General features: G+C 54.4%; 12 protein-coding genes. 3 read left to right on the top strand and 9 right to left on the bottom strand.

Translation table 11 applies throughout. The annotated features are described in order from the left end of the window. Positions 1-55: 55 nt before the first annotated feature. A complete protein-coding gene (gene ssb1, locus RTM06_RS04120) occupies positions 56-610 on the bottom strand; it encodes a single-stranded DNA-binding protein SSB1 (protein WP_008109965.1) in 555 nt (184 codons plus the stop codon). A gap of 222 nt (positions 611-832) precedes the next feature. Between ssb1 and uvrA the strand changes: the two genes are divergently transcribed. Next, complete coding sequence (uvrA, locus tag RTM06_RS04115; protein ID WP_293791894.1) at positions 833-3,661, top strand: excinuclease ABC subunit UvrA; 2,829 nt, start codon at positions 833-835, stop codon at positions 3,659-3,661. 211 nt (positions 3,662-3,872) lie between these two features. Continuing rightward, a complete protein-coding gene (locus tag RTM06_RS04110; RefSeq protein ID WP_061718370.1) occupies positions 3,873-4,937 on the top strand; it encodes an NAD(P)-dependent alcohol dehydrogenase in 1,065 nt (354 codons plus the stop codon). 6 nt (positions 4,938-4,943) lie between these two features. On the opposite strand, the gene RTM06_RS04105 is transcribed toward RTM06_RS04110, so the two are convergent. The 6 genes from RTM06_RS04105 to dnaB form a co-directional block, all read right to left on the bottom strand. Continuing rightward, positions 4,944-5,294 carry an MmcQ/YjbR family DNA-binding protein gene (locus tag RTM06_RS04105; RefSeq protein ID WP_265300658.1) on the bottom strand — a complete coding sequence of 117 codons (351 nt, stop codon included), beginning with the start codon at positions 5,292-5,294 and terminating at the stop codon, positions 4,944-4,946. Between the two features lie 3 nt (positions 5,295-5,297). Further along, entirely contained in the window at positions 5,298-5,714 is a 417-nt protein-coding gene (locus RTM06_RS04100; RefSeq protein ID WP_061718371.1) for a secondary thiamine-phosphate synthase enzyme YjbQ, read from the bottom strand. A gap of 187 nt (positions 5,715-5,901) precedes the next feature. After that, positions 5,902-7,095, bottom strand: a complete 1,194-nt coding sequence (locus RTM06_RS04095) for an amino acid aminotransferase (RefSeq protein WP_312180120.1) — start codon at positions 7,093-7,095, stop codon at positions 5,902-5,904. 48 nt (positions 7,096-7,143) lie between these two features. After that, entirely contained in the window at positions 7,144-7,758 is a 615-nt protein-coding gene (locus tag RTM06_RS04090; RefSeq protein WP_008109953.1) for a YitT family protein, read from the bottom strand. A 228-nt stretch (positions 7,759-7,986) separates the two neighbouring features. Then, complete coding sequence (locus RTM06_RS04085) at positions 7,987-8,478, bottom strand: Lrp/AsnC family transcriptional regulator (protein ID WP_097095220.1); 492 nt, start codon at positions 8,476-8,478, stop codon at positions 7,987-7,989. A gap of 128 nt (positions 8,479-8,606) precedes the next feature. After that, a complete protein-coding gene (gene dnaB, locus RTM06_RS04080; protein ID WP_312180113.1) occupies positions 8,607-10,013 on the bottom strand; it encodes a replicative DNA helicase in 1,407 nt (468 codons plus the stop codon). 73 nt (positions 10,014-10,086) lie between these two features. On the opposite strand from dnaB, the gene RTM06_RS04075 reads away from it, so the two are divergent. Beyond that, the gene (locus RTM06_RS04075; protein ID WP_312180111.1) at positions 10,087-11,070 is read left to right on the top strand and encodes a quinone oxidoreductase; all 984 of its coding nucleotides are present in this window, start codon (positions 10,087-10,089) and stop codon (positions 11,068-11,070) included. A 194-nt stretch (positions 11,071-11,264) separates the two neighbouring features. On the opposite strand, the gene pspG is transcribed toward RTM06_RS04075, so the two are convergent. Both pspG and dusA read right to left on the bottom strand, forming a co-directional pair. Then, entirely contained in the window at positions 11,265-11,531 is a 267-nt protein-coding gene (pspG, locus tag RTM06_RS04070; protein ID WP_008109948.1) for an envelope stress response protein PspG, read from the bottom strand. 223 nt (positions 11,532-11,754) lie between these two features. Continuing rightward, positions 11,755-12,753 carry a tRNA dihydrouridine(20/20a) synthase DusA gene (gene dusA, locus RTM06_RS04065; RefSeq protein WP_312180108.1) on the bottom strand — a complete coding sequence of 333 codons (999 nt, stop codon included), beginning with the start codon at positions 12,751-12,753 and terminating at the stop codon, positions 11,755-11,757. Positions 12,754-12,784 lie beyond the last annotated feature (31 nt).

The following is a 12,784-nucleotide window of genomic DNA, read 5'->3' as shown; positions in this document are numbered from 1 at the left end:
AATAACAAAAAGCCCCGCATTACGGGGCTCTTAACAAATACTACGTAATGTATTTTTAGAACGGAATATCGTCGTCAAAATCCATTGGCGGTTCGTTGTTGGCTGGTGCGCTCTGCTGCTGTGGACGCTGTTGTGCGCCGCCGCTGAACTGGTTGCCACCGCCCTGCGGCTGCTGTTGTGGCTGCTGTGGCTGGCCCCAACCGTTGTTATTGCCGCCGCCCTGGCCGCCCGAAGGTGCGCCACCTGCGTTCGCGCCCTGCTGACGTCCGCCCAGCATCTGCATGGTGCCGCCAACGTTAACTACCACTTCAGTGGTGTATTTTTCCTGGCCGGCCTGATCGGTCCATTTGCGGGTGCGCAGCTGACCTTCGATGTAAACCTGAGAACCTTTACGCAGGTATTCGCCAGCCACTTCTGCCAGCTTGCCGAACAGCACAACGCGGTGCCATTCAGTGATCTCTTTGTTTTCACCGGTTGTCTTGTCGCGCCAGCTTTCTGACGTGGCCAGCGTAATGTTGGCTACCGCGCCACCATTTGGCATGTAGCGCACTTCCGGATCCTGACCCAGATTCCCGACTAGAATCACTTTGTTTACGCCACGACTGGCCATGTTGCTGTCTCCCGATGAGTTGATGCTAAAAGTCTAAGCGAAAAATTGTATCACGTCACATTGGCGTGTGCCCACTTTAGAGCGGGATTCCAAAATTTATCGGCGGACAGAATAGCAAAAACACTGGATATTTATTCAGTTTATTTTTTGTGCCATAATGGACCGTTTCTGCTGGTCGTGCTGGCAAGGCATGGCGAGTGTTGTTCAATCCGGGAAAGGTGAATGGATAAGATCGAAGTCCGCGGTGCTCGCACCCATAATTTGAAGAACATCAACCTGATCATCCCTCGCGATAAGCTCATTGTGGTCACCGGTCTGTCAGGTTCCGGTAAGTCTTCGCTGGCGTTTGATACGCTGTATGCGGAAGGCCAGCGTCGCTATGTCGAGTCGCTTTCGGCCTATGCGCGCCAGTTTCTTTCATTAATGGAGAAACCGGACGTTGACCATATTGAAGGTCTTTCGCCCGCCATCTCCATTGAGCAGAAATCGACTTCGCATAACCCGCGTTCCACCGTCGGCACCATTACTGAAATTCATGACTATCTGCGCCTGCTGTTTGCACGCGTGGGTGAGCCGCGCTGTCCGGACCACGACGTTCCACTGGCGGCGCAAACCGTGAGCCAGATGGTCGATCAGGTGCTGTCGCAGGAAGAAGGCCGTCGTCTTATGCTGCTGGCGCCAGTGGTGAAAGATCGCAAAGGCGAACACACCAAAACGCTGGAAAACCTCGCCGCGCAAGGCTACATCCGTGCGCGTATTGATGGCGAAGTGTGCGATCTGTCGGATCCGCCGAAACTGGAGTTGCAGAAGAAACACACCATTGAAGTGGTGATTGACCGCTTCCGCGTGCGCGACGATCTGGCAACGCGTCTGGCCGAATCCTTCGAGACCACGCTGGAACTGAGCGGTGGTACGGCGATCGTCGCCGATATGGATGATACCAGCGCCGAAGAGATGCTGTTCTCGGCCAACTTTGCCTGCCCGATTTGTGGCTACAGCATGCGTGAACTCGAACCGCGCCTGTTCTCGTTCAACAATCCGGCCGGTGCCTGCCCGACCTGTGATGGCCTTGGCGTGCAGCAATATTTCGATCCTGACCGTGTGGTGCAAAATCCCGAGCTGTCGCTGGCGGGCGGCGCCATTCGCGGCTGGGATCGCCGTAACTTCTACTACTTCCAGATGCTGCGCTCGCTTTCTGAGCATCTGCAATTCGATGTCGAAGCACCGTTCAACAGCCTGAGTGACAACGCGCGCCATGTGATTCTGTACGGTTCCGGCAAAGAGAATATCGAATTCAAATACATCAACGATCGCGGTGACACCTCGGTGCGCCGCCATCCGTTTGAAGGCGTGCTGCACAACATGGAGCGCCGTTATAAAGAGACGGAATCCAACGCGGTACGTGAAGAGCTGGCGAAATTTATCAGCAACCGCGCCTGCGCCAGCTGCGAAGGCACGCGCCTGCGTCGTGAAGCACGCCATGTTTTTGTCGAAGACACCAACCTGCCAACCATCTCAGAAATGAGCATCGGTCATGCGATGGATTTCTTCGCCAACATGAAGCTGAGCGGCCAACGTGCGCAGATCGCGGAAAAAATCCTTAAGGAAATTGGCGATCGCCTGAGCTTCCTGGTGAACGTCGGCCTGAATTACCTGTCGATGTCACGCTCGGCGGAAACGCTCTCCGGCGGTGAAGCGCAGCGTATTCGTCTGGCCAGCCAAATTGGTGCCGGTTTGGTCGGCGTGATGTACGTGCTGGATGAACCGTCTATCGGCTTGCATCAGCGTGACAACGAGCGCCTGCTCGGCACGCTGATTCACCTGCGCGATCTCGGTAATACCGTGATTGTGGTGGAGCACGATGAGGATGCGATTCGTGCCGCTGACCACGTGATCGATATCGGTCCGGGCGCCGGCGTGCACGGTGGTCAGGTGGTTGCGGAAGGCGATGTGCACGCGATCATGGCGAATGAAAATTCCCTGACCGGCCAGTTCCTCAGCGGCAAACGTGAGATTGCCATCCCTAAACAGCGCGTCAAAGGCGATCCCGCTAAAGTGCTGAAGCTCACCGGTGCGCGCGGTAACAACCTCAAAGATGTCACGCTGACGATTCCGGTCGGCTTGTTTACCTGCATCACCGGGGTGTCCGGATCGGGTAAATCGACGCTGATCAACGATACGCTGTTCCCGATTGCGCAGCGCCAGCTCAACGGCGCGACCACCATCGAAGCCGCGCCGTATCGTGAGATCGCGGGTCTCGAGCATTTCGATAAAGTGATCGATATCGATCAGAGCCCAATTGGGCGTACGCCACGATCGAATCCCGCGACCTATACCGGCATTTTCACGCCGGTACGTGAGCTGTTCGCCGGGGTACCGGAAGCGCGTTCACGCGGCTACAATCCGGGCCGCTTCAGCTTCAACGTGCGCGGCGGACGCTGCGAAGCCTGTCAGGGCGACGGCGTGATCAAGGTAGAAATGCACTTTCTGCCGGACATCTACGTGCCGTGCGACCAGTGCAAAGGCAAACGCTATAACCGCGAAACGCTGGAGATCAAATACAAAGGCAAGAGCATCCACGAAGTACTGGATATGACCATCGAAGAAGCGCGCGAGTTCTTTGATGCGGTGCCGGCGCTGGCGCGTAAGCTGCAAACGCTGATCGATGTTGGCCTGTCGTACATCCGCCTCGGCCAGTCGGCGACCACGCTCTCGGGCGGTGAAGCGCAGCGCGTTAAGCTGGCGCGTGAGCTGTCCAAACGCGGCACCGGCCAGACGCTCTATATCCTTGATGAGCCGACCACCGGCCTGCACTTTGCGGATATTCAGCAACTGCTGGAAGTGCTGCATCAGTTACGCGATCAGGGCAACACCATCGTGGTGATTGAGCACAACCTCGACGTGGTGAAAACCGCAGACTGGATTGTCGATCTCGGCCCAGAAGGTGGTAGCGGCGGCGGTGAAATCCTAGTGTCCGGCACGCCAGAAACGGTGGCGGAGTGTGAAAAATCACACACGGCGCGTTTCCTTAAACCAATGTTGAAGAAGTAATTTTCTCCCAGGCCCGCCATTGCGGGCCTGATTTTTATCTGTCGAATTCCGCAACGAAATGCAGGAACAGGCAAGAATCAGACAACTTCAGGCATATACGCATTCCATCCTGCTGACTATCCTTACAGCGTTCCTTTTGGCGTGACTCACGCGCCTTTTATCCCTGACGGGATCCCGCATAAAAATCACGACACATCCTACTGGAGACACCATGAATATTACGCATGCCTATGCCGCACAGGACGCGAAAGCAAAACTCGCCCCGTTCGACTTTAAGCCACGCGAACTGCGCGCTCATGATGTGCAGATTGAAGTGTTGTACTGCGGCGTCTGCCACTCTGACCTGCATACCGCGCGCAACGAATGGCGCAACACCATTTTCCCTGTGGTGCCGGGCCATGAAATCGTGGGTCGCGTCACTGCCGTTGGCGCGCACACTCACAATTACAAAGTGGGTGATTTGGTCGGCGTGGGTTGTATGGTTGATTCCTGCCGCAGCTGTCCAAGCTGTCAGGAAGGGCTGGAGCAGTATTGCGAAAATGGCTTCGTTGGCACTTATAACGGTGAAGACCGTGAAACCAAAGCCATCACCTACGGCGGTTACTCCACCAGCATGGTGGTAGATGAAAGCTTCGTGCTGCGCGTACCCGAAAATCTCGATCTGGCAGGCGTTGCGCCGCTGCTGTGTGCCGGTATCACTACCTACTCGCCGCTGCGTCACTGGAATGTCGGTCCGGGTAAAAAAGTCGGTATTGTCGGTTTGGGCGGCCTCGGTCACATGGGCGTGAAACTGGCTCATGCGATGGGCGCACATGTGGTGCTGTTCACCACGTCACCGTCAAAAATTGAAGATGGTAAACGCCTGGGCGCTGATGAAGTGGTGATCTCGAAAGATGCCGATCAAATGGCCGCGCACACCAACAGCTTTGACTTCATCCTGAACACCGTTGCGGCGCAGCACGATCTCAACCCGTTCATCGCCCTGCTGAAGCGTGATGGCAACATGACGCTGGTCGGCGCGCCGGAGCACGATCACCCGGCACCGCAGGTCTTCAACCTGATCTTCAAACGTCGCAGCATCGCCGGTTCACTGATTGGCGGCATCGCGGAAACCCAGGAGATGCTGGATTTCTGCGGCGAGCACGGTATCACTTCAGATATCGAACTGATCGCGATGAATCAAATCAACGAAGCCTACGAACGTATGCTGAAAAGCGACGTGAAATACCGCTTCGTGATTGATATCAATACCCTGCGCGAAGAATCTGCGGCTTAATTCGCCTCAGTGTTCATCATGGTTGACGCCCGCTTCACGCGTGGCGTCAGCCTGTTGCCAGGAAGCATCCACCAGATAGTAAATCTGCGAATCCTTCAGCGAACCATCCAGCCACAACGTGCTCCAGTGCGACTTGTTTAAGTGCTCGCTGGGAAACACATCGTTATGCTCCTCACGTAATAATTCCGCCAGCGCAGGTGTCGCCTTCAGCGACAAAGCCGGACGCCCTTTGACCTCATAAAGCATGGCAAACAGCACGCCTTCACTTTTAATCTGCGTCGCCTGCCAGCACTCTTTAAAGCTTTGCTCCGCGCCCGGCTTGCTCATGCAGTACGTCAGTAAATCCGATGTGTTCATGTTTTATTCCCCTTGTAAGGTCGCCACGATACGCCGCGCACCGCCCTGCACCCGATGTTCACCCAACCAGATTCCCTGCCATGTGCCTAACATCAGGCGACCACGGTTGACCGGAATCAGCAGTGAAACGCCGAGTAGCGACGATTTGATGTGTGCGGGCATGTCGTCAGCCCCTTCGTAGTCGTGCTGATAAGGCGCGCTTTCCGGAACATGGCGTAAGAAATGCTGCTCCATATCGCTGCGCACTGTGGGATCGCAATTCTCATTCAGCGTTAACGACGCTGATGTGTGTTGCAGCAGGAGATGCAATTGGCCGACGCGCACATCGGATAAGCCGTGAAGCTGGCCGACAATCTCGTCGGTAATCAGATGAAAGCCGCGCGCTTTGGCGCCAAGCGTAAGCGTTTGTTGATGCCACATGCCAGAATCCTAAAAGTAATCACACCGTTTAAGTGTGCAGCATGTCGGCGAAAGGTAAACCCTGAAGAGAGGAAAAAGCGGCAGAGCGTGAACTCTGCCGCCTGAAGGTTAGTCGCTCAGCTTAGCGGCCATGGTTTTGATACTGGATGATGTCAGCGTGGTGGCTCTGTGTTGCCTGGGTATTGACTCACATTACCGCAGCAAATGCCTCAGCAACCTGGTTGACGTTACGGCTGTTCAGGCCGGCAACGCACATACGGCCGCTGGCAATCAGGTAGACGCCGAACTCATCACGCAGGCGATCAACCTGCTGCGCGCTCAGGCCGGTGTAGCTGAACATACCGCGCTGCTTCAGCAGGTAATCGAAGTTTTGACCTGGCAGCTTGGTGCTCAACACATTCACCAGCGCCTGGCGCATTTCGATAATGCGCAGACGCATCGCTTCCACTTCTGCCAGCCAGTTATTCAGCAGCGCTTCGTCGTTCAGCACGCATGAAACCACCTGCGCACCAAAGTTTGGCGGGCTGGAGTAGTTGCGACGTACGGTCGCTTTCAGCTGGCCCAGTACACGAGCGGATTCTTCCGCGCTGTCGCAGACAATGGACAAGCCGCCAACGCGCTCGCCGTACAGCGAGAAGATCTTGGAGAACGAGTTGCTCACCAGCGCTGGCAAGCCGGCAGCCGCAATGGCGCGAATGGCATAAGCATCCGCTTCCATGCCCGCACCAAAGCCCTGATAAGCGATATCGAGGAACGGAATCAGCTCCTGCGCTTTCAGCACTTCGGTGGTTTCATCCCACTGCGCATTAGTCAGATCGGCGCCGGTTGGGTTGTGGCAGCACGGATGCAGCAGCACGATGGATTGTTTCGGCAAGGTTTTCAGTTTGGCGATGAACGCATCAAACTTCACGCCGTTGGTTTCTGCGTCGTACCACGGATAAGTCTCTACTTCGAAGCCCGCACCGTTAAAGATCGCGATATGGTTTTCCCACGTTGGATCGCTCACCCACACGTTTGACGCTGGGAAGTAACGCTTAAGGAAATCAGCACCGACTTTCAGCGCACCTGAGCCACCTAAGGTCTGGATGGAGGCAATACGGCCCGCGTGCAGCATCGGATGTTCTTTACCGAACAGCAGCGGTGCAATGGCGTTGCGGTAAGCGTTCAGACCTTCCATCGGCAGATACAGCGATGCCTGATGCGGCTGCGCCTGCAGGCGCTCTTCTGCTGCGGCGACCGCCTGCAGCTGAGGAATGATGCCCGCTTCGTTGTAATAGAGACCGATGCTCAGGTTTACTTTGTTATCGCGCGGATCTTGTTTGAAGGTTTCCATCAACGACAGAATCGGATCGCCGGCATAGGCATCAACGTTTTGAAACACGGTGCAGATCTCCATGATTGGTCAGAAATAAGAGGTAAAGATGCGTCATCAAACCATGTAACGGCCGGGACGATGATTCATTGCGATGATGAGATTGAGGATCACCGCGCCCGCGATGGAAGCAAACAGCATCGGTAACGACACCACAAACAGTGACGCTAATACCACGCAGGTATCAACCGCCATTTGCAGTTTTCCGGCACGCAGACCGATGCGGTCCTGCAGCCAGAGCGCCAAAATATTGATGCCACCGAGGCTGGCTTTATGACGGAACAACACTATAAACCCAATGCCCATCACCACGTTACCGAACAGTGTCGCATAAAACGGATTTAGCGCAGAAAAATGCACAAACAGCGGATGTAAATGGGTAAACAGCGACACCAGGCCAACCGCGCAGAAGGTTTTCAGGGTAAATTCCCAGCCCATGCGTCGCACGGCCAGCCAGTAAAATGGCAGGTTGATCAGGAAGAAGGCGCTACCAAAAGAGAGCGGCGACAAATAGCTGATTAAGAAGGCAATACCCGCCGAACTGCCGGTCAGTGCGCCAGCCTGTTTCAGCATGATGACGCCGAAAGAGACCATCAGCGTGCCGAGGACGATCGCCAGCGCATCTTCAATCAGCGAATGGGGAACTTTGGTGGGTTGAACAACGTTATCCATGGATTAATCTCATTGCAAATGATGCGGTTCAAATGCAAAAAACGCACCACATCGGCGACGTATGCGAGCCGCCGATGGGTGCCAGCGATTATCCAATTGATAACTAAGGCGCTTTATTGCAGGTTTTTGTGCATCAATTGAGACTCAAACCATCAACCCATGCACAAATTTGTTTTCCGGTGCGCGTTTTTTGCATTATTAAGGCAATAATTGCACCAGATTAGCACATCACGCACTTTTTTGGCGCGTTTTGTGCTGCGGGATTATCATCAAACCGTTCTCTTTTAAACGGCTCAATACCACGGACGTTTTCACGTGCGCCACGCTTTGATGACCAGCCACTAACTGGCTGATTAGTGCGCTCAATGACGCCAGATCGGCCACCGCTACTTTCAGCAGATAGTCGGCATCGCCAGTGGTTTTAAAGGCATCGACGATGGCGGCTTCTTCTTCCACCATGCGATGGAAACTCTCTTCGTAATCCGGCGTATGGTTTTTCAATCGCACTTCAATCAATCCCACCATGCCAAGGCCCACCGCGTCGGGCGAGAGCCGCGCGTGATAGCCGAGAATGAGATTGGCCTGCTCAAGATTGATGCGGCGGCGTGAACATTGCGATGCCGAAAGTCCGACTAAATCACTGAGTTCCTGGTTGGTGAGGCGTCCGTTAGATTGTAATAATGTCAATATCTTAAGGTCGTGATCGTCTACCTGAGTCATTCTGTTTCCACAGCGAAATAAGGGGCGCTTTGCTACAGATAACCTGATTGAAGCCGGGGTTGTCCAACACTATTTTCTGATGACGTGAAATGCATGCACAAAACGTGCATGCATCCGGGTTAAAAGGGTTATTCGTCGTCGTATTGCGGGCCAGCGTAGTTATCAAAGCGCGACCATTGGCCATTAAAGGTCAAACGCACCGTACCGATCGGGCCGTTACGCTGCTTACCGAGGATGATCTCGGCGATGCCTTTAAGATCGCTGTTTTCGTGATACACCTCGTCGCGATAGATGAACATGATCAAGTCGGCATCCTGCTCGATCGAGCCTGATTCACGCAGATCCGAGTTCACTGGACGCTTATCCGCGCGTTGTTCCAGTGAGCGGTTCAGCTGCGACAGCGCCACCACCGGCACATTCAGCTCTTTCGCCAGCGCTTTGAGCGAGCGCGAGATCTCGGCGATCTCCAGCGTACGGTTATCCGACAGTGCAGGCACGCGCATCAGCTGCAGGTAGTCGATCATGATCAGGCTCAACCCGCCGTTTTCGCGGAAAATACGGCGCGCGCGTGAGCGCACTTCGGTTGGCGTCAGGCCAGAAGAGTCATCGATAAACATGTTCTTCTTCTCGAGCAAAATCCCCATGGTGGCGGAAATACGCGCCCAATCTTCATCTTCCAGCTGACCGGTACGAATACGCGTCTGATCCACACGCGACAGTGATGCCAGCATACGCATCATCAGCTGTTCGCTGGGCATCTCCAGACTGAAAATCAGCACCGGCTTGTCCTGCAACATCGCGGCGTTTTCGCACAAATTCATGGCGAAGGTGGTTTTACCCATCGAAGGACGCGCCGCCACGATAATCAGATCCGAGCCCTGCAAACCGGCGGTTTTTTTGTTCAAATCCTGATAGCCGGTATCGACGCCGGTCACGCCATCGTGCGGCGTTGAGACCAACGACTCAATACGCGAAACCGTGGCTTCGAGGATCTGCTCGATGTTCTGCGGGCCCTGATCTTTGTTGGCGCGCTGTTCAGCAATTTTGAAAACGTTGGATTCGGCGAAGTCGAGCAGATCTTCACTGCTGCGTCCTTGCGGATCGTAACCGGCATCGGCGATTTGGTTCGCCACCGAGATCATCTCACGCACCACCGCACGTTCACGCACGATATCCGCATAAGCACCGATGTTCGCCGCACTTGGCGTATTTTTTGCCAGCTCGGCCAGATAGGCGAAGCCGCCGGCCATCTCTAATTCGCCCAGTGTTTCCAGCGATTCAGAGAGCGTAATCAGATCGATCGGCTGGCCCGCTTCCAGCAAACGCTGCATTTCCGTGAAAATCATGCGGTGCGAGCGGTTGAAAAAATCACTGGCGACAACACGCTCCGAAACGTTGTCCCAGCGCTGGTTATCCAGCATCAACCCACCGAGCACCGACTGCTCCGCTTCTATGGAATGCGGCGGCATTTTCAAGCCTTCCAGCTGCCGATCGCGGGGTTCGTTCGATTTGTTGGTGGGTTTATTTCCTGCCATAGTGAATGCATTACCGATCGTGAAAGGGACGCGCAAGTATAACGTCCCAGGATGAACAATCACAGGAGTCAGAATGGCAAAGCGTATTCAGTTCAACCAACACGGCGGCCCAGATGTGCTGCAATGGGTCGATTTCGAACTGGCCGATCCCGCCGAGCACGAAGTGCAGGTGGAAAACAAGGCGATTGGCATTAACTACATTGATACCTATGTGCGCAGCGGCTTGTATCCGCAAAGCAGCTTCCCTTCCGGCTTGGGCACCGAAGCAGCCGGTGTGGTGAAGCGTGTCGGATCGGCGGTGACGCGTTTTAAAGCGGGCGATCGCGTGGTCTATTGCCAGGCCGCGCTCGGTGCGTATAGCGAAGTGCACAATGTGGCGGAAGATCGCCTGGTGATCTTGCCGGACAGCATCTCCTTTGAGCAAGGCGCGGCTTCTTTCCTTAAAGGGTTAACCGTGCAGTATCTGCTACGCCAAACCTATAAAGTGAAAGCCGATGAAATCTTCCTGTTCCATGCCGCAGCCGGTGGCGTGGGTTTGATCGCCTGCCAATGGGCCAAAGCGCTCGGCGCACATCTGATTGGCACGGTAGGTTCTGCAGAGAAAGCGAAGATTGCCAAAGATGCCGGCGCCTGGGCGACGATCAACTATCGCGAAGAGGATATTGCGAAGCGCGTCAACGAATTGACCAACGGTGAGAAAGTGGCCGTAGTGTATGACTCGGTGGGGAAAGACACCTGGGAACCTTCGCTGGATAGCCTGCGTCGCCACGGATTAATGGTCAGCTTTGGTAATGCATCGGGTCCGGTAACCGGCGTTGATCTTGGCATTCTCAATAAGAAAGGCTCACTGTTCGTTACCCGCCCTTCGCTGTTCGGCTACATCACCAATCGTGCAGAACTGGATGCCGCCAGCAATGAATTGTTCTCATTGATCGCCAGCCGGGCAATTCAGCTTAACGTGCCAGAGCAGCAGAAATTTGCCTTGCGTGACGCAGTGCGCGCGCATCAGGTGCTGGAGAGTCGCGCGACTCAGGGTTCCAGCCTGCTGATTCCCTGATCGCTAAATGCAAATGGGGCTTCCCGTAGAAAGCCCCTTTTTCTTTCTTTTTTATAGTTCGCGCTGGTGTAGGGACAGCGGCGATGAATTCGTTTGAAACAACGCCAATCATCCTGACAGAAAACATAAGTAAAAAATATGTTTAAATGCGGAATTATGCTAAGCAATTTCCGAGTCTGTGATCGTCACCGCAGTTAGCGCCAATCCCTTCTATCTAAGTCGCTGATTTTTCTTTTCAGCCTGCGCAATTTAGCCTCACCTGAAGGTGTGGTAAATGCGCGATAAAGCCATACAACAGCCACTGCCAGCACCAGCCACGGCAACACTTTTATAACAATTGCCAGCAATCCGCCAAAGAACATCAAAGCGGTCGCCACCACCAATGCCGCGATGACGCCCAGCAGCGAAACGCCGGTGAACAGCAGCATCAGAAAAAAGCCGATAACAAATAGAATTTCCACGAAGGCTCTCCTGTGTAAATAACATCAGGAACATTACAAGATGCGTGCCAACTTATAATAATAGCTAACCACTTGAATTTTAAGAAAGAATGATGAGTGAAATGTTGAAAGGGTGATGAAAAAAACTAATTTGTGGCGTAGAAAAAACCATCCTATTGGCTTTCAGGTGCGCATGAATGCACACCCTATAAAAGCCGGAACGCTCCGTCTTGCCTGACGATGATTACATCACTTCCTGCGGGATCTTATCCGCTACCAGCGCTAACGCCGCTTCCAACACACGCACATCGGCACCGGGTTTGTGGGCGTTTTCACTTAAATAGCGACGCCACTGGCGCGCACCGGGAATGCCCTGGAACAGGCCAAGCATATGACGTGTAACATGGCCGAGATACATGCCCTTGGATAATTCAGCTTCAATGTACGGATACATTGAGCGCACCACCGCCACCGGATCGACGCGCGGCGTATCGCGGCCAAACAGTTCGCGATCAACCTGCGCCAGAATACCCGGATTCTGATAGGCTTCGCGCCCCATCATCACGCCATCCATATGCTGCAGATGCAGCTTAGCTTCTTCCAGGGTTTTGATGCCGCCATTAATCGCCATGATCAGCGCCGGGAAGTCGCGCTTCAATTGGTAAACGCGTGGATAATCGAGCGGCGGGATCTCGCGATTCTCTTTTGGACTCAAACCGGAAAGCCAGGCTTTACGTGCGTGGATAATAAAGGTATCGCAGCCGCCCTGTTGCGCCACGGTGCCAATAAAATCACACAGGAATTCGTAGCTGTCCTGCTCATCAATGCCAATACGGGTTTTCACCGTCACTGGAATGCTTACCACATCGCGCATCGCTTTAATGCAGTCGGCAACCAGCGCCGCATCGCCCATCAGGCAGGCTCCAAAACGACCATTCTGTACGCGATCGGACGGACAACCAACGTTGAGGTTGATCTCATCGTAGCCACGCTCTTCTGCCAGCTTAGCGCACTGCGCCAGTGCGGCGGGATCGCTGCCCCCCAACTGCAGCGCCAGCGGATGCTCTTCCTCGCTGTAGGCCAGATAGTCGCCTTTACCGTGAATGATCGCGCCGGTCGTCACCATTTCGGTGTACAGCAGCGTGTCGCCGCTCAGCTGACGGTGGAAATAACGACAGTGGCGATCGGTCCAGTCGAGCATGGGGGCGATGGAAAAACGTTGCGAGGAGAAAGTATCGGTCATGAAACGCAGTGAATCCGCAGTAAGTTAAGTG

Origin of the sequence: Pantoea sp. CTOTU46764, assembly GCF_031974595.1 — a bacterium.
Taxonomy (GTDB): domain Bacteria; phylum Pseudomonadota; class Gammaproteobacteria; order Enterobacterales; family Enterobacteriaceae; genus Pantoea; species Pantoea trifolii.
Note: the sequence above shows the minus strand (reverse complement) of the source record. Positions and strands in the feature narration are given on the sequence as shown.